This window comes from Thermococcus sp. LS2 (genome assembly GCF_012027375.1).
Taxonomy (GTDB): domain Archaea; phylum Methanobacteriota_B; class Thermococci; order Thermococcales; family Thermococcaceae; genus Thermococcus_B.
Map to the genome: position 1 here is coordinate 361390 of NZ_SNUI01000001.1, position 27000 is coordinate 388389.

General features: G+C 38.2%; 23 protein-coding genes. 14 read left to right on the top strand and 9 right to left on the bottom strand.

All coding sequences use genetic code 11. The features are described from left to right. The 6 genes from E3E24_RS01880 to E3E24_RS01905 are packed head-to-tail and all read right to left on the bottom strand — an operon-like array spanning position 1 to position 8905. Entirely contained in the window at positions 1-3390 is a 3390-nt protein-coding gene (locus E3E24_RS01880) for a DUF499 domain-containing protein (RefSeq protein WP_167915555.1), read from the bottom strand. A gap of 52 nt (positions 3391-3442) precedes the next feature. Next, complete coding sequence (locus tag E3E24_RS01885) at positions 3443-3769, bottom strand: hypothetical protein (RefSeq protein ID WP_167915556.1); 327 nt, start codon at positions 3767-3769, stop codon at positions 3443-3445. A 13-nt stretch (positions 3770-3782) separates the two neighbouring features. Beyond that, entirely contained in the window at positions 3783-4625 is an 843-nt protein-coding gene (locus E3E24_RS01890) for a hypothetical protein (protein WP_167915557.1), read from the bottom strand. Further along, the gene (locus E3E24_RS01895; RefSeq protein ID WP_167915558.1) at positions 4612-5214 is read right to left on the bottom strand and encodes a hypothetical protein; all 603 of its coding nucleotides are present in this window, start codon (positions 5212-5214) and stop codon (positions 4612-4614) included. The genes E3E24_RS01890 and E3E24_RS01895 overlap by 14 nt, the downstream gene beginning before the upstream one ends. A 54-nt stretch (positions 5215-5268) precedes the next feature. After that, positions 5269-5646 (bottom strand): hypothetical protein, encoded by a 378-nt coding sequence (locus E3E24_RS01900; protein ID WP_167915559.1) that lies wholly within the window; start codon positions 5644-5646, stop codon positions 5269-5271. A 55-nt stretch (positions 5647-5701) separates the two neighbouring features. After that, positions 5702-8905, bottom strand: a complete 3204-nt coding sequence (locus E3E24_RS01905) for a DUF1156 domain-containing protein (protein WP_167915560.1) — start codon at positions 8903-8905, stop codon at positions 5702-5704. 140 nt (positions 8906-9045) lie between these two features. Between E3E24_RS01905 and E3E24_RS01910 the strand changes: the two genes are divergently transcribed. After that, a complete protein-coding gene (locus E3E24_RS01910) occupies positions 9046-9372 on the top strand; it encodes a hypothetical protein (RefSeq protein WP_167915561.1) in 327 nt (108 codons plus the stop codon). Here the strand turns inward: E3E24_RS01910 and E3E24_RS01915 are convergent. Further along, complete coding sequence (locus E3E24_RS01915; protein WP_167915562.1) at positions 9362-9874, bottom strand: hypothetical protein; 513 nt, start codon at positions 9872-9874, stop codon at positions 9362-9364. The genes E3E24_RS01910 and E3E24_RS01915 overlap by 11 nt on opposite strands. Before the next feature lie 108 nt (positions 9875-9982). Between E3E24_RS01915 and E3E24_RS01920 the strand changes: the two genes are divergently transcribed. From E3E24_RS01920 to E3E24_RS01945, 6 genes are all read left to right on the top strand, one after another. Beyond that, positions 9983-10414: an EVE domain-containing protein gene (locus E3E24_RS01920; protein WP_167915563.1), complete on the top strand. Its 432-nt coding sequence runs from the start codon at positions 9983-9985 to the stop codon at positions 10412-10414. Positions 10415-10538: 124 nt separating this feature from the next. Next, the gene (locus E3E24_RS01925) at positions 10539-11849 is read left to right on the top strand and encodes a DNA double-strand break repair nuclease NurA (protein ID WP_167915564.1); all 1311 of its coding nucleotides are present in this window, start codon (positions 10539-10541) and stop codon (positions 11847-11849) included. After that, on the top strand, positions 11815-13416 hold the full coding sequence (locus E3E24_RS01930; RefSeq protein WP_167915565.1) for an ATP-binding protein: 1602 nt from the start codon (positions 11815-11817) through the stop codon (positions 13414-13416). Before E3E24_RS01925 ends, E3E24_RS01930 begins: the two co-directional genes overlap by 35 nt. A gap of 27 nt (positions 13417-13443) precedes the next feature. Then, on the top strand, positions 13444-14073 hold the full coding sequence (locus E3E24_RS01935; RefSeq protein ID WP_206205297.1) for a hypothetical protein: 630 nt from the start codon (positions 13444-13446) through the stop codon (positions 14071-14073). Between the two features lie 3 nt (positions 14074-14076). Beyond that, positions 14077-15219: an exonuclease SbcCD subunit D gene (locus tag E3E24_RS01940; RefSeq protein WP_167915567.1), complete on the top strand. Its 1143-nt coding sequence runs from the start codon at positions 14077-14079 to the stop codon at positions 15217-15219. Further along, positions 15216-17831, top strand: coding sequence for an AAA family ATPase (locus tag E3E24_RS01945; protein ID WP_167915568.1), 2616 nt, complete (start codon positions 15216-15218; stop codon positions 17829-17831). Before E3E24_RS01940 ends, E3E24_RS01945 begins: the two co-directional genes overlap by 4 nt. Positions 17832-18389: 558 nt before the next feature. Here E3E24_RS01945 and E3E24_RS01950 read toward each other — a convergent pair. Together E3E24_RS01950 and E3E24_RS01955 are read right to left on the bottom strand one after the other, a co-directional pair. Further along, positions 18390-19646, bottom strand: a complete 1257-nt coding sequence (locus E3E24_RS01950) for a site-specific integrase (RefSeq protein ID WP_167915569.1) — start codon at positions 19644-19646, stop codon at positions 18390-18392. Between the two features lie 602 nt (positions 19647-20248). Beyond that, positions 20249-20407 carry a hypothetical protein gene (locus tag E3E24_RS01955; protein WP_167915570.1) on the bottom strand — a complete coding sequence of 53 codons (159 nt, stop codon included), beginning with the start codon at positions 20405-20407 and terminating at the stop codon, positions 20249-20251. A gap of 121 nt (positions 20408-20528) precedes the next feature. Here E3E24_RS01955 and E3E24_RS01960 point away from each other — a divergent pair, with 121 nt between their 5' ends. The 7 genes from E3E24_RS01960 to E3E24_RS01990 all read left to right on the top strand — a co-directional run bounded on the left by E3E24_RS01960 (position 20529) and on the right by E3E24_RS01990 (position 26980). Continuing rightward, positions 20529-22187: a hypothetical protein gene (locus tag E3E24_RS01960; RefSeq protein WP_167915571.1), complete on the top strand. Its 1659-nt coding sequence runs from the start codon at positions 20529-20531 to the stop codon at positions 22185-22187. A 310-nt stretch (positions 22188-22497) separates the two neighbouring features. Then, complete coding sequence (locus tag E3E24_RS01965; RefSeq protein ID WP_240912512.1) at positions 22498-22797, top strand: hypothetical protein; 300 nt, start codon at positions 22498-22500, stop codon at positions 22795-22797. A gap of 51 nt (positions 22798-22848) precedes the next feature. Continuing rightward, a complete protein-coding gene (locus E3E24_RS01970) occupies positions 22849-24240 on the top strand; it encodes a HEPN domain-containing protein (protein ID WP_167915572.1) in 1392 nt (463 codons plus the stop codon). A gap of 101 nt (positions 24241-24341) precedes the next feature. Continuing rightward, a complete protein-coding gene (locus tag E3E24_RS01975) occupies positions 24342-24512 on the top strand; it encodes a hypothetical protein (protein ID WP_167915573.1) in 171 nt (56 codons plus the stop codon). Positions 24513-24647: 135 nt separating this feature from the next. Beyond that, positions 24648-25208, top strand: coding sequence for a PIN domain-containing protein (locus E3E24_RS01980; protein WP_167915574.1), 561 nt, complete (start codon positions 24648-24650; stop codon positions 25206-25208). A 154-nt stretch (positions 25209-25362) separates the two neighbouring features. Next, positions 25363-25989, top strand: a complete 627-nt coding sequence (locus E3E24_RS01985; protein WP_167915575.1) for a hypothetical protein — start codon at positions 25363-25365, stop codon at positions 25987-25989. Beyond that, positions 25979-26980, top strand: coding sequence for a nucleotidyl transferase AbiEii/AbiGii toxin family protein (locus E3E24_RS01990; RefSeq protein WP_167915576.1), 1002 nt, complete (start codon positions 25979-25981; stop codon positions 26978-26980). Before E3E24_RS01985 ends, E3E24_RS01990 begins: the two co-directional genes overlap by 11 nt. The last annotated feature ends 20 nt before the right edge of the window (positions 26981-27000 follow it).

Here is a 27000-nt window from a genome sequence, read left to right on the forward strand (position 1 = left end):
CTACCTCCTGAGTTCAACTACAAACGTCACTTTGTCATTTAACACAGACAACTTTTTGAGTAGTAGTTCTGTAATTGTAACTTCCCCTTGGATCGTGACATCCACATTGAGTTCGTCGCTTCCATCTAAATATTCCTTTGAATCTTCAATTACTTGAGTAGCTACATCGAGTGGAATTCTGTCCAAGTCCATAGAAACTCTCGAACCATTGGCCTTTATTATGGCAGTTCCTGACAATATGTGCTCACTACCAATAGCATCCTGCAATATTTTGAGATGTTCAAGTCTCCTGATGTCTTCAATTTTTATTAATGCCCCTCCAATATGCTCTTCTGTGAGTTTTCTAGTTCGTATGGTGGGGCTGATTACTTCTACTCTTAGGGTAGCTACATGCTCCACATCTTTACTTTCAGCATAAAGCCTGAATTCGTCGCTTTCTCTTGGAGCCTTTAGATGCCAGACAGTCTCGAAAGGCACGATTCCATTTGTTTCTTTAAGTTTTCCATAATCAACTTTCAGCTTGACTTCAAATGATTTATTTGGATCCTTTGGAGCTATTACAACTTTCACTTCAATGAGCTCTTCAGGATGTGCTGAAACATAAGCTGGAGAAATTTCAATTTCGAAGTCGCTGAAATCATCTGAGAGTTCTTCTTCAGTAATGACAACGACAAAATTTCCTTCAACAAGCATGTTAATGTCTTCATTTTTGATTGAAATATTTTCCTTATCTCCGACTATGTCTTTGAGTCTTATTCTCTGTCCGTCTATCTCAAGAAATACTTCAACTTTTCTTCTGATTTTCTTCTTTCCTCTCTCGATTGTCTTTGTTTCCTCCCTTTGCAGTAGAGAACTCACTTGGGCCTCAAGCGCAATTCTCTTTGGCAAAATCTTGTCATCAAGAGTTATTTGATGAATTGTGGCTTGCTCCGTACTCTCTTTTTTGATTTCACCATTTACTATTACTATTTCCTTGACATCTTTGAATACTAACTTGCCACTTTTTGTTAAGATTCCTATTTCAAGTCTTGAAAGACCCTCTTTGAGGGCTTCTTTTATTCGCTCATCCTCAACCATTGGTAACGCTGGATTCATGCGGAAGTAGTTTCGTATCTCTCCAAAAGTGTAAGGTCTTGAGCTTAGGTCAATTCCTACAATGTTTAGCATTGCCTTTAACTCATCAAACGAAAGATATTCTGCAACTTTTTCAACTTCCGGTGAAATTAGGACTGAATAAACAGTTTCAAGTATTGATGTTGAAGTTGTTGAAGCTTCAGTTGCTTTTACACTGTCTCGGTATCCTTCATTTACCGGAAATGCAACTTTTCTGAAGGATTGTACTATTGTGGTGAACAAATCATCTTTAGCAGCATTTTCTATGTGCTCAATCATTGATTGCTGTATCTTTACAACGTTCTTCCCATAGTCGGAGTAGATTTTGTCAACTTCTTTTTTAACCTCTTTACAGGCTTCAACTTTCGCGAAAGCTTCTAGAATTGAATTAAATCCTTGTGACGTTGGATACGTGACGACTATTGTATTCCTGAATTTCCTTGTTCCTCCCTTATGTTTAAGAATCAAATCCTCAAGCAGTTCTTCATCGACATACTCATAATAGAGTGCCAGAAGCTTGTAGCTGTCGTCATCAACAATGTCTCCCATTTGAGGATCAAAGATAACGTCTTTCCGTTCAAATAGAGTTATCTTGATTTGCTCTCCTTTAGACTTCTTCCCTTTTCCTGGTTTACCTTCAATAGCCTTCTTAATTTCTGCAGTGACTTTTTCGATAAGTTCGCCTTTTTTATTTCTGAGAAGCTCATCTTTCTTGGCGAGAACCATTTGATTCACATTTGCTATTCTCCAAACCCAGAAAACATTGTACCTATCATCATAGTTCAAGTGGATAAAGTAGTTCCTTGATATTATTTCTTCAATGGCATCATGAATCTTTGTTGAGTCCCATCCCATTGCTTCAAAAATCTCTACCTCGTAAATTCCTCTTGATATCCTAAATTTGTCTGGAAATCCTGTTAGAGGTGTTGGAGAATCGTAGGGATACGTTGAAAGGAATATGTATTCATAAATAATCTTCACGAGCTCTGGTTGTGAGTATTTCTTTATGACTTTTGGATTAAGGTCAACATCAACAACTCCAGCATAATTAGCATAATTCTCTTGGAAAAGAAGGCCTCTCAGGTCATTATCAAAGACATCAATGTGGTGGGGCATTACTAAGGAATATTCTTTTTCCTCTCTGTGTATTTTTCTAACAACTTTTCTTGTGAGCTTTATCAGATCTCTTGTCTTTTGTAGTCCAGGCACTCTTTCAAGAATTGTTCTCATTATGGTGAAGTAATCCGGATGGAATGGGTATGTAACCTCAAGCTCTCTCAGGAAGTCTCTTGTATCACCAAAAATTTCTTCATTTGCCATATCAACCATGTATCTCTCAATAATTTTGATTTTGTTACTTGGATTAATTTTTTCAAAAATCCTTCTTTTGAGAACTTCAATTAAATCATTGCTTCCTCTCTCGGTTCTTAAAGGAGCAACGAGTTCTCCACTAAGTTTTGCAACGGCCTTCCACAGAGCCTCAAGATAATCCTTATCATAGGCTTTCTCGGTTTCTCTTAAAACCCCTCTTTCTACTTCAATCGGCAAAGTGACTATTAGAACATTATCGGTTCCGATTATTGCCTTTGAAAGTCGCTCTAAAAATATTGGAATGTTATTGGCATAGTTCTTGGCATCCTCTCTGTTGCTTCTCCTCAAGTTATTTCCATAGTCTGCAACCTCATCAATCATTATCAGCGTTTTGCCTTCTTTGAGAAGTTCTCTCAAGCTGTTTATGTCTGGGACTGTTAAACTCTCATCATATGCCCTTATGTCAGCGTATCTACCGAGGAGATGAGCCAAATAGCCCCAGATAGTGTGGACTTTGTAAACTCCAAAGTCAAGTGGTTTAATTGGATTTCCTATGTCTCCCATACCATAAATAACAGCAATATTGACTTTGCCCAATGATTTTATTCTCTGTGCAATATGCTCTAGTCTCTTTCTCTTCATAATGTCGTAATCTCTCAAGACTTCCTCATCAAGAAGGGCATCAGGATGATTTAGAATGTGATACAGAGTTACCAATGTGTGTGTCTTACCTCCACCAAAGAGCGAGTAAACCGTGAATACGTTAGTTCCTTTTCCCTCAAGTGTTGATAGGACTTTCTCAATCAGGTCTAGCATTGAATCGCTGAAATATGTTCTTCTAAAGAACTCCTTTGCATCAGAATAAATCTTATGTGCTCTTCCACTTACCACATCGTTAAGCTCTGGAGCAGAAAATTCATCAAGTGTTTCATCCATAACATCATTCCATATCTTTTCCCTTAGCATTTCACTCACCAGAGTAACTTTGTTTCCAATCTTTTTATGTTCTTCGGATGGATTATCCAAATATTTTCCTTTTGAGCTTTTTAGCTAAGTACAATATGCTAATTAACATGTGTATGCTCCATTCCCAAGGTTCAAAGAGCCCTCTAAGGAAATAGATTCCAATTATCCATCCCATTAGATATCCAGTTGACCAGTAGTTCATCTTTAGAAAAAGGGAGTAAAGAGAAACAATTGCAACAAGATAGGCCACTATGTACCCCATTTGTGAGGTTATTCCAAGCAATGGTGGGATAACTCTTGTAATTAAGTAATATCCAACTATTCCTGTACCTGTCACTGCTGTGGCTCTCCTAAAGCCATGTTTTATTCCACCTGCCATGCAACCACCATTATTAAGACTTGATTATTGTTTCAAGCTCTCTTAGCCTTCTCTCAAAGAGCTTCTCCTCAAAGACTTTGAAGCCAACATAGTCTGTCAGCATTACTCTAATGTCCTCCTTGTACTGACTTCCCTTTAAAACTTCATAAATTGAAATTGGCTTGTAGCTCTTAGCCTTGTAGAGCTCTCTTAGAATGTCCTTCCTGAGATAAAAGTCCTTTTCACGCCACGTATCTCTTTTCTTGTAAAAGCCCATTACGAGAGAGTAAACGTCAATTATGTCCTTCCAGTGCTTGTCCCTCTTGTCATCTGGATAATCTCCAAGGTTAGTGTAAATGTCAAACTTTAAAGCCAAGACTGCCTCAGGAAAAGCCACATTAACTTCTCCTCCAGCAATTAAATTTTTGTTAAAGTCGCGAACTTCAAAGTGAACCCTCGAATAATACCGATTTCTGAAAATTGATGAAGCGAATGGAGTGTCAAAGCTCAATTGTGAGGACTTTTCGTCAAAGAGGAAGTCAACCTTCACCTCCTCCCTTACGATTAAGCTTTTGATGGGCTTTGCAAATCTGAAGCCTGCACTTTGAAAGCCGAGGTTCTTCATAACCTCTCTTATCTCCTCAAAGCTTTCAGCCTTTGCGAGGAAGTCAATATCAATTGAGGGGACGCCGTTGTAACCCAAAACGTTATCCACCCAGTAATACACACTCCAGCCGCCAACAAGGACAACCTTTCCCCTCAACTCCTCGGCAATTTTGAACATTGCATTTATTGATTCTCTAATAACCTCATTGTTGTAGCTCCTCGAATCATAAACCTCAAGGAGTATGTCCTCAGAAAGTTCAAGCCTCTTCATTCTTCTCACCTTCAATTATGGAAATGATCGTTTCAAAAACATCGTCAAAGAGCCTCGTGTACGTTCCTTGGACAAGCATGTCTGCTAAAATCATTCCCCAGCTTGGAATGTAATAACCGTTAAGTTCCTTCCTAATCTTGAAGTAGAAGTCATCATAAATGTAAACCTTGAAGGGATAGCCTTCGGGATCTTTAAACTTCATGAGCTCTTTGAAGGTTTTCTCACTCACATAGAGGATTCCGCCTGCTGGGCTGATTATCTTGCCGAGCAGCCAGAGGGCGGAATTCCCAGAAAACAGAACCAAATTCCTCATGTCATAATCTGGAACGAGCTTGATAGTTATTGGACTTAGAGAATTCAGTATTACCTCCTTATCCTTTGCCCACTTGAATATCAGCCCTTTTCTGTCCAAAAGTATGATCCTTCTATCTGATGCTGTTGTGAGGTAGCCTTCCCTTTTTAGAGCTCTTATTGTTTGGTAAGTGTAAATGTAGTTCAGCTCAGCTAATCTCGCAACTTCTGGAATCCGAATTCCTGTGTAGTCAAATACCACACTGTAAATTTTCTCCCTTGATACCGGTGGTTTCATGGTGCATCACATTAGTAATATTAGTAAATCCTTTTTAAACATTTGCTAATATTACTAATGCAGTAGTTTTGGTAAGACTTGAATAAGGATCTGAATAAGAAGACTGCCAAGCGAAATTCCTACTGCAATCTTCGAATATCTCAGGGCTTTCTTATTAATGGAATCCTGGTAATAAAAGTTTAGTCCCTTTTCTGTGATCCTGATCTCATAATCTATGCTGGGATTCTTTAGCTCGTCTCTGGAAGTTCGTCCTGTTCCAACAATAAGTGGGTAGTCAGTTGCAAGTAGTTCATTATTGAGCATCTCTTCTAATAATTGGACATCAAGCTCAGATCTAAACCTTTTATGAAAATCAGATATCTTCTTTGGATACTCAATAAAAAATTTTAAAATTTCTAATCTGCGTTTAATTGGATCATTTTTTCGTCCCATTTTGATCCCTCAGATAAATTTTAAGATAATGAAAAATTCAAATAAAACGAAAGAATTAGCTCCCAATAATCTCCATCAAAGTCTTCTGGGGCTTCTTTATGAGTTCAAGCTTCTCTGCAATGTCCTCAGCAAGATTGAACTCCACATCGTCCCATCTTAGGTTCTTTGCCATGCTTGTGAATATTAAAGCCAAGTTTGTAGCTTCTTCAACAAAGCTCTGGTACTTCTGCTTTAATTCATCATATCTTTTCCTGAATTCACTTTTTGGATATCTCCTTGCGTAATATTCAAGGAGATGCAAGGCATCAATAGCGTTCTTTGGTTTTGGATTTGCAATATCAATGCCTCTGCTCTTTAAGAAAGCCTCAAGCTTGGTGAGGTTGTCGCTTTGAGGTGAGTTGAGCTGATAGTACTTTGAACTCTGTTCCTTTTTCTCCAAGAGTATCTTGCTACTGATTAGCTCCCTTGAGTTTGTCTCTGTTGCTATTGAGAGCAAGACAACGTCATTTGATGAAACCTTTGCCTTTCCAAAGAGTAGCTTGGCTAAGAGGTAGAAGAGAGCTTCCTTTGATGATACCCTTCCGTGGACTTCCTGAGCTAAGGCTTTTGCAATGGCTTGGGCTGATGCTGGATAAACATATTTTTCAAGAATTTCAAGCACGGGGAGTTTGGTTCCGTATCTCTGGACTCCCTCATATTCAGTGATTACGCTCAAAGCCGAGGCTATTACTCCATAGAGCAGGTCCAAGCCAGTGTAGCCGTGGGCTAAAAGCTGTCTGGCTTTCTCCTCGGCAACGAGCTGTATCTTTTCCGTGAAGCGGACTTTTTTGACTTCGCCCGTGTATGGATCTTTGTATTCAACAAAGTCTCTAACATCAACAACTTTCTTGCCATCTCTCTTGACCTTACGCCAGACTGCTATGATAGAGGTATCGAGGGAAAGTTTACCTCTTGACATTATGCTTGTTGCTGATTCTGTGCTCAATGGAATTGCAGTTGTGATTTGTAATTTTGCACCTTGCCAGCCCGCCTCAATGAGAGTAGCCCATGCTTCAAGAGAAGTGTGAGCATAATAAGTTGCCAAGATTCCATCGTCTTTAAGATTGTTCTTCATTGCTATGAACGCCTGAGTGAAGAGGTTTTTGAAATGCTCTTTGGCAAGCTGTTCTTTCTCTTTTTCAGTGTAGAACCTCGCAGAGAACTCTGATACTTCTTTACTCGCAAACTCCTTCCACTGGACTTCTCTTTCCTTGTACTTTTTGCCAACCTTCTTGAAGAAAGCCTCGCTGTGAAATCTGGGGGCGAGTTTGTTTCCTTCAACGTCACTCAAGGCTCTCTTGAGCCACACGTAATAGAAGTCACTAAGCTCTGCATAGGGGACGTCAATTGAGTAAGGTGGATCGGTAACAATCACATCAAAAGGTTCATCAAAGCTCAAGGAGGTTGCATCGCCTTGGAGGACTTTCACAGTGTTAGTTTGTGTAATTTCGGTGGAGGTCTTCTGGGAAGATGGGGCGAGGGCGGTGGTGAGGTAATTAAGGCCTCTCAAAATACCACGAAACATCTTCGAAAATGCTCCTGAGTTAACAAAGATGCCGGATTTGGTTGCGTTTGGCTGGAGAGGATTTTCCTCCACGAAGTTCCAATTCATTGCAATTCCTCTGCTTGTAAGAGTATGCGCTAAATCAACCCCACGAGGATTTGAAACATGGGCTGCGGTTGTAACTCCGTTGTAATCTGCAAACTTTATCATCGCCATGCTCAAGTACGTCGTCACCGCTTCAGCGTACTCGAAGGCCCTCTCTTCATCCCAGCCCTCGCTGAGCTTCTCCTCTTCGACTCTCTTACCGACCTCCCTGATGAAGCGAATGATTTTAATCAGCGTGAGGAGCTGGCGGGGGTTGAAAAGCTTGTACCACTGGTCAAAACCCCAACCAATTATCTGCAATGCACCGAAGAGTAAGCTACCATAGGGTGGAATGGGTTCCCTCGGAATATCTGGGTCTCCTTTCTCCAGCAGCTCCTTGACTTTCTCTTTAGCTTTTTCCAATTTTGCGCTGTCTTCTTTGGTTGCTGGTTCAAAGACTAAATCTTTATCTTCAATCTTAACTTTAACAAGCAATCTCTGCCTTGCATAGCTCTCGTCACCTTGGTGATACTTTTTGAGGGCAAACTTGACGTAAAATTCTCCTTCTCCCTTCTTCCCAGTGTAATGATTGCCACTTTCATCAACGAACCTCATGACGTTTCCACAGTTTAAGCAGAAAGCCTGCTGTCTCCTTGACTCCATATTGCTCTTTGGAACTTCAAAGACAACAACCTCTTTCCCATCAATTTTTCTAACTTTTCCATCAACCTCTCCTTTTTCAATCTTGGGCTTGAGTTCCTTGACTATCTTTTCATCTTCAAAGACTATCTCTCCTTTCCTTGTGTCAGCTTTGGCATTTGAAACATCGCCCACTATTTGGTTTAAATCAACGACTTCAATTTCAATGCCATTCTCGGTTCTCCTGGGCTTCATGTAAGCTAAGCGTTGATACTTGCCTTTGCTGTCTTTAACCCTCGCAAGCCACCAGTTGCCCACTATTGGTGTCCACCTTCCACAGTGCGGACATTTGACTTCCCAAGTGCCAATGTAGACAGCCACATCTTCGTCGTAAAGTCCTCTAATCTCTGGGTCGTTCTTGAGTTGCTCAGTAATCCAGTTACCCCACTTTGCAACATCATAAACTAAAGCGGGAACTTCAACACTTGTTACTATCTTCTTCTTTGCCTCTCGTGCGTAGCTGTCTAAACCTAAAGCTTCAAGCTCCTTAACTGGAACTTTCACTTTCAGCTTTCCAAACTTCTTTGGATATTCAAGAACAGCCTTGAGGAAGATGTAAGCGGTTGGTAATAACTCAACAGCAGTAACATCCAAACCCAAGCGAAGCCCTTCAAGCGGAATGCTTCCAAAGCCAGCAAAAGGGTCTAAAAGTCTTTTCCCTTCAAAATATTGCTTGTATTTATCTGGAATTTGAGGATTAAAACGATGGGGAGTGTTTTCATTAAGCCTTACTATTTTCTTAAACTCATCAACATCGAAGTCTTCTGGAAGCAATGCTCCAGCAATTACAGCTCTTGCTCCAATTAACGGCTTCCTTGTCCACCAGAAGACCATCTCCCAATAAGGTGGTCTCGCCGGTCCCTTTTCTTTAGCACTTTTTTCATTAATTTCCCTTATGGGAAAGTTTGGACTTTCAAGAAAAGTTCTTTTCATGTTTTCACCACCAGAAATAACTTATTGTTAGAAGAGTTTTTAACTTCTTTGATAGTTGTGGATAAAAATCGGCAAAAGAATAACCTAAAATTTACAATTGACGAAGGGAAAAGCTTATTTGGAGAAATGCAGAGATAATAATGAAGGAGGTGTCCACAGGAATGGACCCTGCGAAGTTTTTTGCTCTTTTTGTTTCTACCATGATAGCGTTAATTGTTGCAGTAACTATTCCGAGCCAAGAAAAAGTGGCTTATGATGCACTTACTCCAGCAATAAACGAGATTTATGAGCAAGCCCAAAGCCAAATTAGCGATCCCCAACTTGAGAGCTCTATGGAGTTAGTCAAGTTAAGCTGGAACTTACTCGGCTTTGGGATACAGCTCTCAGAAGTTCTTGCACCGCTTATCATAATCTTCAGCTTCTTGGCAAAAGCTGGGCTCCTCGATGGATTTGAATTTAGCTTTTGAGGATCTCTTTTAATTTTTTAATTGCATTCTCAGCTTCTTCAAAACTTTTTGCACCAACAACTACAAAACGCCCACTGTTGAAAAGTAGAACAGTCAAGCTCCTATTAAACTTGAGAATTAAACCAGGAAACTGTTCGGGGTCATATTCAACGTTTGGCAGCTTAATGGCAAGTTCCTCTAAACTAAACTTTTCTTCGAGTTTGCCACTGATCACAAGATTTCGAATCTTTGGTTTTTCAGCGTTTGACACATCAATGAGCTTTGACAGGTATCGTATCATCTCATCAAAAGATGGCTCAATGTCTTCCAGCCTTTTAACACCGGGAATTATGTATTTTCCAGTTCTGTAAATTGTTACACTCAAGCCGTTACTTAGTCTTAAATAACCTCCATGATAATATTCTGGATCATAGGAGAAATTATCTAATTCTAACAGTTTCTCGAGATTTATTTGACTTCCCAAGTGTCCTGAAACTACTATGTTGACTATTTTGTACTCCATTGCTATCAACCGATACTAAATGAATGATAGCTTTTAATTATTGTGGGGAAAATACTAAGGAAATTATTATGAAGATTAAAAACGAATCTCTAAATTGGTGATTAAACGATGGCGTATTGGCTTTGCATTACGAATCGTGATAATTGGGAAGTTATTAAAAAGAAGAACGTTTGGGGTGTGTCAAAGAGGCACAAGAACACTATTGCAAAAGTCAAACCCGGCGATAAACTTGTCATTTACGTGAAGCAGGAGAGGAAGGACAAACAAATTCTGGAGCCAAAGATCGTCGGCATTTTTGAAGTTGTTAACGAGCCCTATCAGGACTCAACTAAAATCTTCAAGTCTCCACCACACTTAAATGAAACTTATCCCTTAAGAGTGAAAGTTAAACCAATAAAGCTTGGAGAAGTTGACTTCAAACCATTAATTCCAAAGCTGCAATTCATTACAAACAAGAGGAAGTGGAATGGTCACTTGATGGGTAAAGCAATGCGTGAAATTCCAGAAGAAGACTACAAGCTGATCGAAAGCTTGCTTTAATGCTTAATTTGATTCCTTCCTTTACATTTCAATTCTCCAATTACCATTAAGATGGTAACTTTATTGTTAGTCGCAAAAGCGGAAGATTTATTTATCTAATAGGTATTAATTTTAGTGATGCACTATGTCTAAGTTCTATGACCTCTTTGCCAAAGAGTTAAAGTCAAAGAGAGATAAATGGAAGGAGAGATATTATTCGCTTCCAAATACACTCGAAAAATTCCTAAGAGAAGAATTCAATAAATTCTGGAAACCTGTTAATCTAAGAGATTATGAAAGAAATCCCAAAGAGTTTAATATTCTTGCTGTTGATAGCAGTTATCAAGCTGAGTCCCTCAAAAATGGTGGGATATTCTATGCAGTTAGAGCTCTTGGGATATCCAAAGACAGGGAATATCGGGATTTAACAGTTGATTTCGACTATGCAGATGGTCCAGTTCACAATGTAACTCATTTTCTTCAGAGAAAAATGGAATATTTGGAGCTTAAAGTTGCTGCAGATGCAATTTCTGACGGCTTCAATGGGACTATTTTAATTGATGGTTCCCTCTATGGAAGAATATCCCACCTAATTGAAGAAGGCCCTATGAGCAACGATAGAAGCTTTTTCATCGAGTATTACAAAGAAGTCATGAGACTCTTTAAGCTTGCCAAGAAAAACGAAGTACTACTTGTTGGAATCAGTAAAGAAAGCAGAAGCCGCTTTTTCAGAGATTTTCTTGTTAAAAACTTAGTTTTTTTAGAGGAAATTAGAGGCGATGTTTCACTTAACGAGGTTTTTCGTTTGCTATCTCTGGCATTAGACCAGAAGAAAAAAGCAATTAAAATGTTGGACTCTCTAAAGAGGCAGTACGAGAATACTGGATTATTGGGTGACGTTGTGAGGGAGCTGCTAATTCCCAGACCAGATTACCAGCTAATTGATAAATTTGCTCAACAGCCAGGTTACACGATTCCACTGTTACTGGGGCCTTCTGCGAGATGGCTCCGTGGTATTGAACAAATAGAAAAGGATCCAGAAGGATACATTGAAAGTCATTTTCCAACTCTGTTTTCAGATCCCAATTTTGTCAGTTATGCAAAGGTCATTCTAAAAAATATCCCCGATCTTCCTTCCATAATCTCAATGCATGTACTACCAGATGTCAATGACTCTCCTCTCAGAATAGATGTTCCGGCTTTCTGTTTGGGAGATGATGTCAAGTTAAAAGAAATTGGATGGCCAGAACCCTTTACTGGAATTCTTGACCCAATTTTTGAAATCATAGCTACTGGATATGGAGGGCTGGAATTCTACAATATCTGGCTTTGGAAAGTGGATAGGGAGGTTAAGTTTCATAGACATGAGTTTGATGAGCTGTATTTCTCTAAGTTTAAAGAAGCTATTGGGGTGGAAATAAATGCCCGAGATTACAGAAGAGTTAGGTTCCTTTGAAAAGATTGGAGTTGTTACTGGGGAAAGCACCCATGTCGAGTTTTATTTTGCAGTTGAGGATGGGAAAATGCCACAAGTGTGGGACTATGTGGTTGTTCCATCAAATGAATTGATTGATGGAGAAGAAAAAAGAGTCTTGGTATTGGGGCAGATAACTTCAATAGTAGCATATTCTCCAGGATTGACAGAATATGTGCCATATTCTGTGGCTGAAAAGCTTAGAGAGGCTGAGATAATAGAGCCTAGAAACCTTGCCAAAGTTAAAATTCTTGGATTTCTCCATAATGGAACTGTTTTAATGCCTCGACGAACTATTTATCCAGGAACCTACGTGTATTTGGCTCCTGATGAGATTTTAACTGAAGTTTATTCATATCCAGAGGAAGAGGGTCTTTACATAGGCAACTTAATAACAAGACCAAGCGTTAAAGTTAATCTCACAATTAGGGGATTTAGACGACATTTGGCTATCTTGGCACAAACAGGTGCGGGAAAAAGTTACACTGCCGGCGTATTGCTTGAAGAACTTTACAAAAAAGGAGCTACTGTCATTGTGTTAGATCCCCATGCAGATTATGTGTTTATCTCAAAGGATCCAGAAGGAAAGAAAAAAGTGCTAAAGAGGGTTAAGGTATTCAGAACCTCAGAAAGTACTGGAAGGTACACAAAAGAAGAAATTGGACACGTGGAAACTTTTGAAATCAAATTTGCAGACTTGTCTCTTGAAGAAATCTTTACAATAGCTGGAATTAATGAAAAGTGGACTAACATTATGAAAGCTATCGAAGATGCTTTGGAGAGATTAAAAAGTGGTGGCAATAAAAATTACACGTTAGATGATTTGATTACAGAATTAGAAAATGTAGGAGATAATAACTCCCTCCGCGCTCTTATATACATAAAAAGACTCAAAAAACTCAGAGTATTTGGAGACTCGACCACTCCAATAGGAAAGTTTCTGCAGCCTCAGAGCATTGCAGTTATGGACCTTTCTGGATTAAACGATAATGTTGCGGATTACATAGCTTACAAGATACTCTCAGAGGCATACAATCAAAGAGAAAGTGGCAAATATGAGTATCCAATCTTTATTTTGATTGAAGAGGCACACAGATTTATTCCTAAGAATCAGAGTACTCTATCCAAGAGAATCGTTAAGAAAATCGCAGCAGAGGGTAGAAAATTTGGAGTCTTCTTGATTTTAGTAACCCAGAGACCCCAAAAAATTGATAGCGATGTTCTAAGTCAATGCAACAGTCAAATAATCATGAGAATGACGAATCCTGAAGATCAAAAAGCCGTCAGAATGAGTGCTGAGCAGGTCAGCGAGGATCTTCTTAGAGACTTACCTGGATTGAATGTTGGGGAAGCTATTATTGTTGGGGAAGTCACTAAGATGCCAGTCATGGTCAAGATTAGAAAACGCATGACTAAAGAAGGTGGGGCAGATATTGACATCGTTGCAAAGCTTAGAGAAGCAGTGAAAGTTGCTGAGGAATACGAGAAAAACCTAGACAATGTAATAAGGGAAGAATTGGAAAAAATAAAGAGTATTGTAGAAGTGTAGTTTGTTTATTAGGGAATTCAGGAGGGGGTGAAAGGAATGCGGCAATTTACTATCTCTAGAAAACTGGATGAGATCGACAGAATTAGGTATGTCTTTAAAGAATCCTTTGCAGAATTAGAGAAAATTGTTCCTTCTCTTGTCACAGAAAATGGCATATTAGAAATGTTTGAACAAGATATGGAACTAATAAAAGAAAGGTACAATAGAGGGGAGATCTCTAGAAAAGAGGCATTACAACTACTTAAGGAGTTAGACAAGGTTGCAGATGAGTTAGAGAGGTATGTTTTAAGAGTTAGAGAACTGCTCATCGAGCTTGAGAGGGAAAATCATGCTGCATTAAGAAAACTAAGAAAATTCATCGAACCTCCACAGATGGGGATACCTATTAGTATTGTAAAAGGAAAGATCAAGGACTCCATTGGAAAAATAGCAAAGAGAGGGCTACCAAAAAAAGAATTTAGAATCCTCGATGTATCCGATTATTCTGAAAATCACTGTAAAGAAGAAATCCTAGAATTTCTAGAAGAGTATTTTTCGGGAATAGTGGTTGCACGGTCAGAACTTAAAGAATGCATTATGGAAATCTTGAGTGAAAGAGGGGCGAAATTTGAAGTTAAGGAAATGGGAACAAAAACAATATTCATAGTGGAGGGATAAACGATGAGAATTGCCCATATTTCTGACACTCATTTGGGATATCGACAGTACAACTTAGATGAAAGAGAAAATGACATTTATGATGCTTTCAATGAAGCAGTTGATCTCATGATTGAGGAAAGGGTTGATGTAGTTATCCATGCTGGGGATTTCTTTGACACTCCAAGACCTCCAATCAAAGCACTCTATGTAGCAAAGGAAGCAATCAAGCGATTGCATGAAAATGGGATTAAGATTTTGACAGTACTTGGGGAACATGATACTCCAAAGAGAAGAGCAATGCCACCACATAGGCTTTTGGACATTCCTATCTTAGGAATTGGAGAATTAAGTGTTGTGGAAATCGATGGAGTTGGATTTTTTGGAATATCAAACATGAAAGGGAAGAGAGTCGATTTACTAAAACAGGAGCTTTCAAAAGTTGATGCTTTAGCAAACAGATATTCAAAGGCTGTCTTAATTGCTCATCAGGGCATAAAGAAATACTTACCCTTTGAAGGTGCGTATGAGCTTGAGCTTGGGGATTTACCAAAGGAAATAGACTACTATGCGTTTGGACACATTCACAGGAGAACCTTCGAAAAGTTTGGCAGGGGATATTTAGCATATTCGGGCTCAATTGAAATACTGAGTCGCAGTGAAATAAATGATTGGAAGAGAGATGGAAAGGGCATCTACATTGTTGATCTCGAAGGGGATCTCCCAGAGGTACATAAAATTTCCCTCCAGCAAATACGCCCTCAATTCGAACTTTCATATTCCAAGAGTGATGTTATTGAAGAATTAAAGGCTTTTCTCTACAATTTGCTTAAAAATCCTCCAAATAAATCTCCCATCCTGAGGATAAATATCAGTGGAGAGGGTATCAGAAAACCAGAAATCCTTGAAAAGGTTCAACATTTGCTAAGAAAAATGGTTCCAGAAAAAGTGTTAAGGTATGATGTCCATTTTGTTGGAAGTGATACCCCCACTACAATTACTGCCGAAGAGCTTGGTAAGATTGCAGATTTAGAGGAACTTTTCATAGAGTACCTTGGGGATGAAACCTTGGGTCATTTAGCATTCGAACTTTACAAATCCCTTCAATATGAAGACGTTGAGGGAGGGATAGAAATCTGTAAAAAATACCTGGAGGGAAGGAAATGATACTAAAGAGGGTTACTATGAAGAATTTCCTCTCACATAAGGATACAAAAATCGATTTCCCTCTTGGTGTTACAGTCTTCATAGGGCCTAATGGTGCTGGAAAAACATCAATAATCGATGCTATTTTTGTAGCACTCTTCAACACAAAGCCACGTGGAGATAAGTTTGATGATATTATCTACAGGGGAGAAAGAGAAGCGAAAATAGAACTAGAATTTGAAGAAGGCGGAATCCCGTACAAAATTGTTTGGAGAAGAAGAAAGGGAGGTAGTTCTCCAACTTATGAGCTTTATCGGCTTGATAGGAACATGCTTATTGCACATGGAGCAAAAGCAGTTGAAAAGGAAGTTGAGAATATTATCGGTATTGAAAAAGACTCGGCTGTTAACTCAATACTCATAAGGCAGGGAGAGATAACGTCTTTACTAGACCAAACACCAGCAAAAAGGAAAGAGGTCATCGGGAAACTGCTAGGACTAGAAAAGTTAGAAAAAGCTTGGCAGTTTATGAGAAAAGTAATTGACCACTTTGAACAGGTCAAAAATGACCTGGAAAAAGAGATCGCAGAAATTGGAGGAGAATTAAGGAGTAAAAGTGAACAAAGAGAAAAACTCAAACAAGAGATACAGGAGTCAAAAGAGAAAATAAAAGAGCTTGAACAAATATTAGAAATCCTTGAGCAACAACTTAGCGAGATTAAGCGAGAATTGGACGAACTAAATAAGAAAGAAGAAAGATACAATGAACTAATGCTAGAATTAACCAGAGTATCTGAAAACATAAAATCCGTACAAGAACAAATTAAGAAACTCGAAAAAGACTTAAAGGAATCCGAAGAAGCTAAGGAGAAGTTGAAAAAATTAGAGGGAGAAATAAGAAAAATACCTCTTTTGGAGGAGTACATTAAACAGTTTGGCAAATTCAAAGAGTTCAATACAGAAAAAGAGCAGCTAGAGAGAGATTTGAACAAAATATCAATCATAAGAAATGAAGCTAATGAGGCGATGGAATCATGTAGGAGCTATGTTGGAGACATAGAAGTTAGCAAGGAGTTCAAAGAGATACCAACAGATTTATCAGAGATTGGAAGATTCACTACGAGAACTTCCACGCTAGTAAAAAGCATTGTTACCCAAATAGAGGGGGACAGAAAAGAGCTTGAAAGTTTGATTTCTGAAGCTCTAAAGTTCTTACCTGAGCCAACAATTGAAGCTAAAGAGAAGAAACTGCAGGAGCTTAAAAAAGAAGAGAAAATGTTAGAAAACATAATATCTAACCTAAGGAGTAAAATAGGTGAGGTAGTGGGAAGAATAAATGACTTAAAACAGGCATTGGACATGCTTGGTGAATCGGAGACATGTCCCGTTTGTAAAACAAAACTAACCCCAGAGCATAGGGATAAAGTAAAATACGAAATGCAGAGGGAGATAGAAGCTTTGGAAGAAAGACTAAAACAAATTGAAAGAGAAATTGAAAAAGCAGAGTACCAAAAGAGGAAAATAAAGGAAGAAATTGAACGTGTGTCGAAAATAAATGTAGAGCGCATTAAGCAATTACAAAAAGAGATAGAGAGCAAGAAGAAAAAACTTGCGGAGCATTACAAAGAACTGCAAAGAATAATAACAGGACTTAATGACCTTGAAAATGATATTAGGTCAAAAATTTCAGATATTGAATCGAAGATAAAAGAGATCGAAGAGAAACTCAATGAACTTATTAAGGAGATTGGACATAAGCCCGAAGATCCAGAAAATGAACTGAGGGAATTAAGAAAGAAAAAGGAAGAATATGACCGTCTAAAGCCAATTGCAGACAAATATGGGGAACTGCTTAAAGAGCTCAAAGAAAAACAGGAAAAATTAGAACAATTAGAAATGGAGAAATGTAAACTTCAAGAAGAAATTGAAAAACTTGGATACGACAAAAAACATCATGAGGAGATTAGAAAGAAGCACGAAGAGTTATTAAGAAAATTTGAAAGTATTAAGACTGAACTTGAAGAGAAAAATAATTCATTGAAAAAGAAGTTGGAAGAACTAAACGAAGTGGAAGAGAAAATAAAAGAACTCGAAGGAAAACTCAATAATCTCGAAGCAGAGTTGGATAAGGTTAAAAAGTTCATAAATGATTTAGAGCGTATTAGGGCTGCATACCACAAAGATGGGGTTCAAAAGCTCCTCCGCAAAAAGATTGCTCCAGTGATATCTGAATTAGCCACAAATTACATTGAGAGTTTCAATATGGACATAACAGACATTTACCTTTCCGAGGACTTTGATATTTCAGTTACTAAAAACTCTGTAGAGGTTCCAATATCTCTCCTTAGTGGTGGTGAGAAAGTTGCTGTGGCTCTTTCGTTGAGATTAGCGATTGCGAGGGTTCTCGCAAGAAGGCTTTCAGTGGTAATAATGGATGAACCAACAACACATTTAGATGAAGAAAGAAGGAGAGATTTAGTAGAAATTCTTGGAAAGTTCTTTAAAGCTGAGAATACAATACCCCAGATAATCATTGTAACCCATCATAGAGAGCTTGAGGACGTAGCAGATACAGTGTACCTTGTCCAAAAGGTTGATGGAGTCTCAAAAGTCGTTGAAAGTTCTCCTTTGTAGATTTTTAAATTCTTTAAGTTTTGCTCTGGATTCTAAGCTAAATAAACTCCAGCTCTCTACTTAGCGGTGCAAAGATGTAGTGCTTCAGTATTAATCCTTCTTTTGGATGTTTTTCAACAGTGTGAAATTCAGTTCATAGCGCCCTCTTACTTGATAAAGCTTTGTTAATGATTTTGTGTAGTTCACTTTCAGAAAATTTTCTCACTTCGTGTCCCTGAACGTTAGCTTGCTAATGTCCAACTGGAGTTAATTGAGCTTTTGAAATATGATGAACGAGGAGGAACTTGACATCAACCCAAAGGAAGTTTGGCTTACGTGAGCAAGATTCCAATAGAAAAACTTAGCTCCATTAAGTTCAATGATCCCTTTTCAGGAGCAGTTACTAATTCATTCTTATGACAGTAGCCCATACTACAGCACCTTTCCTAAAGCAATCACGGAATGGTACCTTGCCATACCCAGCATTTGACCTCCCTATGCTTTTTTATTTTTAGAGATTCAGAAAACATTTTTCAATCCTATCCTCAAAAAAGACGAACAAGAAGAGAAATGTAAAAATTATGAAGCAATAATCAAATAATTCACGGCAAGCTGAGACTTTCTTGGAGCAACTAAACTGCCTGGGACAATCTGGTAATAGGATGCTACTATGCCATGATTCTTGTTGGATGTTGCCACCTCCTTGTAGGACCCACCTTCATCAATTCCAAAGAGTTTTCGTTGCTTTGGAGTTAACACTCTGAGATCATAGTAAAGATGTTTATAGTACTTCCACAGTTCACTGATCCTCAAAGCATCGTAATGCATGTTATGGACATCTCTGACAGGACTATGGCCCATTATCTTTCTTCCAGCCGTCAGGACACGGTCATTTGCAATACCCTTAGCCTCGGCTTGTCTTCTCCATTCCTGCGCAAAGATTTTTCTGAAAAATTTTGGCTCGAACTCGTGAATTCCATCAGAGACTTCAAACTTCATGATCTCGCGGTTTTCTTTGATAATCTTGTGAAGGAAGGTGTCTTTAAAGTACTTCTTATTTTGATGTATGAAGAGATAACCACCTCTCTTCTCTATTTCCTCCCTGTACTTTGTTAGATAAAACTTCAATGCAAGCTCAGCCTCTCTTGTTAGAAAGGCAATCTTAAAATAACCTGTCGCATTTCTGAGTCTTCCTTCCTTTGTTTTACTAGCCTCAAACTTGACTTGATGTAACTTGATGTTGATCATGTCAGCGGTTATTTGAGCAACCTCACTTACTCTCCTACCTGTTGAGAATAACAGCAATGCAAAGACTACTGCTTTTACATATCTACTTTCCGAGAGCTTTCCACTTTCAAATAGCTTTTCTAACCTAGCAAAGAACTCCCGAGCATCCTCAATCGTCACATCAGGAGTATCATCTTCCAATTTTGCTATCCACGCATCTTTTGTTTTTCTAAGTGGTACATCTAACACTTCAATAACCTTCGCTGGCGCCCCCAAAAGTCTTAGCATCATCTTCACGTATCTCATCCGCTTTAACTTAGCAGACTCCCCATAACCTGCCCGGGAAAGTGCATCTACATACTCACGCAAGATGTCTTCCGATACTTCATACACTTCAATTTTCTCAGGAGCTTTTGGATTTTTCCCTTTAACGAGTTTCTTTGTCTTAGTAAAGTGCAAAAACTGCCAAATGTAGCGTTCAATTTCTTTTCTTGACGATTCTGAAAGTTCTTTTGTATGGTCTGCCAGCAGTTCTTCTATGTCTTCACTAGTGAATTTGTATTTTACGTTGTTATCTTTGTACCGAAGCCATATGGTTTCACTAGCCATTCATGGCTCCCACCGTAAGTAAATTTAAAAAATAGATTATTTAAACATGGTGGAAGCAAAAAGAAGCAAAAAGAGGTATGTTTAAATACCAGTCCTAATTGCTTGAATTTCTTATTATGTGTACTATCTTAAACTTGAGTCATAATTTTCAGAGAAACTCCTTGTGGTAAAACAGTAAAAACTTTAAAAAGCACTGACCAATAGACGTCACTCATAAGCTAATAAATTTATTGAGGGATATTAACATGAGAATAAAAAGAGTTGGAATTCTAAACAGACTCTTCATGGCTTGATTCTTAATTTTCTCAGATGAGAAATCCTGTCATAAACCGAACCGTCTATTAGTATGATTCCATCAAAAACCGTTGGAAATGACATCTGTAGCAAGCTTGATCTCCAAGTGTTCTATTTTCCTCTGCATTACACTGAAAACATCATGCGCAGAGTCTTCAGTGTGATCAAAACCTACCACTAAATCCCTGTATTTCTCTTTGCCGTGCTTGCTAAGAGCCTAAATAACGTAGAATAATCCGCCGTCTTTTATGCGCTTCATTTGGTAGCTACTGTCAACAGCTGGAACATTGAATTCTCCCAGATTACCTTCATAGGAATTTATTGAGAAGCTCCTTCACCATTTCTGAAATTCTTCTTTCGTAAAAACCCCAATTCCTTCCAGAAGTGTATGGTAACGTTGCTTCCATCTCCCTACAGTGGTGACCAATTTCTCCATGAATAAGACATAGAACTTGGGCATCGGGCATCAACGAAGAGTTATGGTTAAAGGTTTATTTAAGACTCAACTTAGTACTATTTAACATACTAACGTTAGCAAAGTTTAAGAATCTTAGATTGTTAAATGTTCTTAACAAGGAGGCCTACTTCATGATAAGACTTGACATGTTTAATTCTTGCATCAGCTGGACGGGCTTAGGGAATGTAATAACTCCTGACCCGAGGGTGTTTATTCTCGTTGACAAAGAAGTCCATAAAATTCATAAAAAACTTGAAATTGTGTCTGAATATGTTAAGTATCAAGGAAAAATAATTGAAGTAGTAGACAAGATTGGCAGTGAATCTTATGAGCTTCTACTTTTTCTTGTTCAACTGGAATATCACGGAAAAATTATTGAAGATAAAAATGGGCGCGTCTACATAGATTACAGGGGAGAATTATTTGATATGAATGGTCTCTCTAAGGAAGAAAAGGAACTACGTGACATGTTTCTTACTCTCGTTAAAGGTTCCTTTAAAACAGATAGTACCCTTCTTCTTGCATCAGATTACACTCCAGGACTTATTTTTGTTGCTCATTATTACTATTTAATCACAGGAAGAATGCCAAAAAGAATTATGTTTGATGAAAATTCCAACGTACTTGGTATAGAGGAAATACCCTTTAACAAAGAATTAGCTAGAAAAATTAAAAAGACCATGGAAAACCTCGCTAAAGCTTTAACTTCTTTCTTATCTCCCCAAAATGATAAAAAAATTGATATTAATGAAATAATTCCATGCTTTGTAAAAAGTTCCAATGTACAAAGCACTAGTTTAGTTGCGTTTTTTGTGAACAAGGGGATTACTCTTGCTACTATCTATGGGTATCTTGTCCAGAGCAAGGATGATTTCAAACTGTTCTTTGGTACGAATTTTGCTGTTAATTGGTCCGAATTCATTAGTGGGGAAAACATAACTCACCCAGAACTAACTACTAAAGATGATCTTGAGGGAATTATTGTAAAGCTAGCCAAAAATAGCAACATTCCAAAACATATTCCCCTAAACGGTGGATATGTACTAGCAGACGACAAAGAGTATGAAATAGGCCTACTGTCCATATCCCTTGATGACGATGCCATAACTGCCAACTTAGAAAAAAGACGCACATCTGAGAAAGAGAGCAAACGTATTGTAACTCAAATCAGTCTCGAAGAAAGCTCAAATATTGAGTATTACATAATATGCCCCAAGACTCAACTACAAGATATTACAATTGCCGTGCCGACAGTAGTTCTCGTTGATAAGAAAAGATTATCAGTAATATCCTTTGCATTGGATTACACTACTGCAAACATAGCCACCATACAAAAGATATTCTGGAGCCTCTTTGTTAGAGGAGTAAATCCATCCTTCATCCAAAAAGGATACCACATCAGAAGAGACAGCCAGTGGATAGATTATCTAGTAGAAATCGGTGCTGTCAGTTCGATATCCCACGGGATTTACATTCATAAGCCACCAAAGTCCCTCATCAAACAAATACAACTGAACAAACTCAAAAACGTTTCCTCTAGGAGAATTCAGATACGTTTTAAAGAGCTGGAGGTTCCAAGCTACGTGAAGAAATGGATCAAAGAGGGGGAACTTTCATACGAGATACACATATTCATAATTAGCCCATTCTGTGGAAGCCTAACAGATGAACCCCCATATGGTTTAGATCCCCAAGCAGTAGTGCTTTTGGTCGTAGACAGCACTAAGAGAAATATATTCCGAAGAGGTGATCAGGTTGTAGTGGCCCTTAGAGGGGACATTTCAGCATGATTTTCAAAACTGACTTTCAACTTCTAAATGGTGCTTCTCGACGGGATTATTAGCGTTTAGTACACGCTTTGTTAGTTCTTAAGATTTCGTTTGGGCTACTCTCGTGACCTCTTAGGAAATCAAACTTTCTACCAATGTTGTAACTCCACAACAGGCCTAGCAAAATTAGCTAATAGAAACCTTAATTAACATCAAAAAGCTTAGATTAAAGGTGATAGCCCCATGAGATGGCGACCATGATAGAGAAAAGACTAATTTCAAACTTCGAACCAAGCGACCTAGGTCGCGGGTCTAGGACAGGTTTAAAGCTTTGGTTGTATTCACAGAACAGCTACAACAAATATTTGAAAAACTAAGAGATTATGAAATCAAATCTATCTTCGAAGAGCTCGGTCTTCCAAGGCCAAACAAAGACCTGAGCAACATCAATCCAGACGACGTTAGCTTGGACAAGGTCATGCCTGATCGCCGTGAGCTTGATAAAGTCATCTTTGAAGCACTTGGCTTAACTGAGGAAGAGCAACTGGAGGTTTACAAAGCTGTCGTGGAGCTTGTGAAGGCGAGGCTTGTAAAGGCAAAGACGTTCTCAAATAAGAAAGGGAAGAAGTGATGGACGTTACAATAAGAGTATGTTGGGAACAGAAACTACGAGGAGATAGTAATGAGTGATCTTGAGTACAAAGGGGTATGGTGGCTTCCAGATAGGCCTGAAGTGAAAGTTCCGGGTACCCTAAAACTTACACCCAATAGAGGAGCAGTTTTAGACTTGTTAGGTTACTTTAAAGATATTAGAGATATCAAAAACATCATGAACCTATCACATCATGAAATCATACTGGGTAAGACCTCCGATGGCAGAGACATTACCCTACACAAATGCATCGAAACTAACAAAACTTTACGCTTTCCGGGGTTTTCAACTTCTTCATTTTATGTTGAGAACATTTTTGTTGGTGCACACTTTTTTGAGGAAGAAGATTTAAAGTTCAAGAAACTACTTGTTCGTTATCGATATTTAGATGAATGGGCCAACATTTCTGGGTTTCAGTTCCAATATGGTGAGTTGAGGGAGACAGAGTTTGTAATACGCTACAAGTGTCCTGACCCTATTAATGTACGCCTTGATGAAGATTGGATAATATCTTTAGAGTTCCAAACTAAGTACCCAACTTATTCCATTGTACAAAAAGAGGCCTGTATTTCACAGATGACATACGTGGGCATAGCTTCTTCTGATAAGAGGTCCTTTAATGAGTACTTAAAAATGGTTTCCTTAATCCAAGATTTTCTCTCTCTTGGAGTCGGTAAATCCGTTTACCCACTGACCACGATAGGTATTACAATAGAGGGCACAAAAGTAGAAGTATTCTATCCCATTGTAGGAGCTCATAACACTACCGCCGATACTGTGGTTCCACCTAAAATGCCCTTTACATTTAAGGACATCTCCAGCAGGTTTGAGGTTGTTCTAAGAAATTGGTTCAAAAAGGCAGAGCTGCTAGAGCCAGTTTACAACTTGTACTTCGGAACACTTCATAATCCCCATACGTACTTGGAACATCAATTTTTAAGCATGGTACAGGCTGTAGAATCGTATCATAGGCGAGTTTATGATGGGAAGTATTTACCTGAGGAAGAATACGAGGAACTGTACAAGGTTCTTGTAGGCGCTATCCCTGATGATACCAAACGCGACTTAAAAGAGAGACTAAAAGCCTATTTGAAATACGGGAACGAATTTTCTTTAAGGAAAAGACTAAAACAAATTATTAATCAATACAAAGATATTCTAGATGAATATTTAGAAGACAGAAATAAGTTTATCGAAGACGTTGTTATTACTAGAAACTATCTAACCCACTATGATAAGGAACTTAAAGAACGTGCAGCGAAGGATGTAGAACTTTATTATCTCACTCAGAAACTAAGATTGTTAGTCATGATATGTTTGTTGGCAGAACTTGGTTTTGACTCGAACGAAATTAAAAATATTGTACAGAGGTCAGCCGAGTACTTAAACATACGACCTAATCCAACCAAACAAAAACATTAAGAGAACAACGAAATAATGTCATCTTTTTGCACAGTTATTGAGATAAGTCACGAAAATTCTTAAATAATCTTAAAAAATTATAAAAGAGTTGAGGGAAGAACATGGCATCCTCAAAGAAAAAAAAGAAGAGAATTTACAATCCCGTCACGGGAAAATACTACGAACTTCGCCAGAGAACCACAAAAAGTGGACGTGCTGGACAGATAAAGGGCTTATGGCATCCTCCTAAAAAGAAAAAGAAGAAATCACTGTTGGATATTATCTTTGGTTAGTTTTAGGTGTTAAGGGATGCCAAAGGTATTCATTGATGCAAATGTTATCGCTAATTGGATACTGATAGGCTCTTCAATTGATCGGCTCGAAGAACTGAGGAATGATAAAATTTTAGGGCATTTAGTTACTCCTATGTGCTCATTGAAGCTTTAAAAGATGAGAACACTTATGAAGCTGTAACATCAACTCTTGCTCTGGGAGAAGTTTATCATGTTCTTTACAACGAAGTGCTCTCACTAAAGATGTATCGCTCTGGAATACCCCTTACTTTATGGTCAAAGCTGAGAAATAAAAATGACCTTACGGAAGATGAAAAATCAATATTCTGGGATACCGTTCGAAGCTATCTCAATGAACTCAAATCTTTCATTGCTGTGGTTGATGATAAAGTGGACGACGAAATTTATCCAAAATTGGTTTTGGATTACGGATTGCGTCCCCATGATGCCATCTTGCTGACTACTGCAATTAAGAATAGATGCGAGTGGTTCATAACAAACGACAGTGAAATAATCACCCTTAACAAACAAAAGCTAAAAGACAAAAAACGGAAGAAAAGAAAACCACCCTTATCCGAGCTATTCAATATTACACCTGATTCTCCTCAAAACTTCCTGAGAGAGACCAAAGAGGAAATTGGCAGAGAAAACCCAAAAGCCACAAAAATCAAGAAAAAGATCATCGCTAACAGATAATTTCTTTGCGTTAATCTTACATGGCGTTTGTATTTATTTATCTGTAAAAATCCCTGTCAAGTGATGTCCCATCACTAGGGATTGGGTGTTCACTTCCACAGAATTTGAATAACAACCACTAACTTTTTATTGGTTGTTATTCAAAATGAATATCATGAGACCAATTACCCAAATACTCCTAGCCGAATTTGGGGGCAAAGTCATTACAAAGGAAGAGCTGGAAAAGTTATCAACTTATTTGAAAGTAGATGATGTGGATTACCTCGTAAACTACCTCATTCAGTATGGCTACATCATAAGAATTCTAAGGGGACTCTATTATGTTAAAACGCCAGTTGAGTTCTCTTTTAAGAGCTCTCCCACAATTTACAAACTCCTCTCATTGGGGATGAACAAAATAACGGAAAACTGGTACTTTGGCTTATTCACAGCATTGGTTCTAAATGGATTAACTCACGAGCACTACACTACAATCTTCATAATCAATGATAGGATAGCAAGGACAAAAATCATTCACATAAATGGAACTCCGGTCAGAATAATCAAAACCAAAAGAAAGCTATTTGACTTTGGAATAATCGAAAAAGATGACATGAAAATTTCTGATTTAGAAAAAACACTTTTAGATTTCCTCTACTTTGGAAACTATGGGACAATTTCAAAAGAACTGGCTTTAAGAATCTGGAGGGAATACAAAGACAATGCAGACTGGAAGAAGTTGAAGAAGTATTTGGAGAAATATCCAGAGTCCATTGCAAAGGTGGTTGATGATGTTGAATAATGAACTTCTCTTCAAAATTAGGGAGAACGAGAGGAAGGGCTTTGCCAATTTTGTTTCCAAGAAGGTTGGTATTAAAAACGTAGACATGGTTGAGTGGGACTACATCATTCACACCATCCTCAAAGAGCTTGAAAAAGACCCTCATTTTAGAGAGAATTATGTTTTCAAAGGTGGGACATGCTTGGTTAAATGTCATTTGGGCTATTACCGCTTTAGCAGGGATTTAGATTTTGCCTATAGAAACAGTGAAGAACTCCAAGAGATGTCAAGGAGTAAACTCAAGAAATTTCTAAGTGAAGAGACGGGAAGAATTGCTGAAACACTGAATTGCATTGCGAGAGACTTGGGATTGGAATTTCACTACAGAGATCATAACGACTTTAACAATCACCGCTACTTTAGCTTTTTGATAGGGCCCGGCTGGTTTAGAGAAATAATTGCCTATTCTCCCGCAGGAGAGAAGATAAAACTGGAGTTCAACTATGCTGAAAAGTTTGCATTTAAACCCAAAACGGCTAAAGCACACACTCTCCTATCATGGAAAAAGGTGGAATTGGAAGTTGAGAATTATGAGAAATACATTGAGTTCCTCGGGAATTATTATCCCATTAGGGTTTCAGCATATCAGGATAAGGAAATTTTGATTGAGAAAGTGAGGGCTATTCTAACAAGGAGGGAATTCAAACTGCGTGATTTGTATGACCTTTACAAGCTTCATCAGGTTAAAGAGCTGAAAATTAAAAAATATGAGAAGCAAATAATAATGAAAGTGGAGAATTACCTCAGCATAAGCAACAATGCACGTGAGAACCTCTTGAAGACCCTTGAAGAACTCAAGCGAGAGGATTACTTGAATGTACTTAAGCCAGAAGTTGAAAAAGACGCTGTTCTCATTGTTGAAGAATTTGACAAAGATAAGTTCTTTGAGTTTGTAGAATCTCTCAGGAAAGAATTGCTGGAATTAATTGAATCAGAGAATCTTCCAAATTGATTTTCCGTCTTTTTATTTTT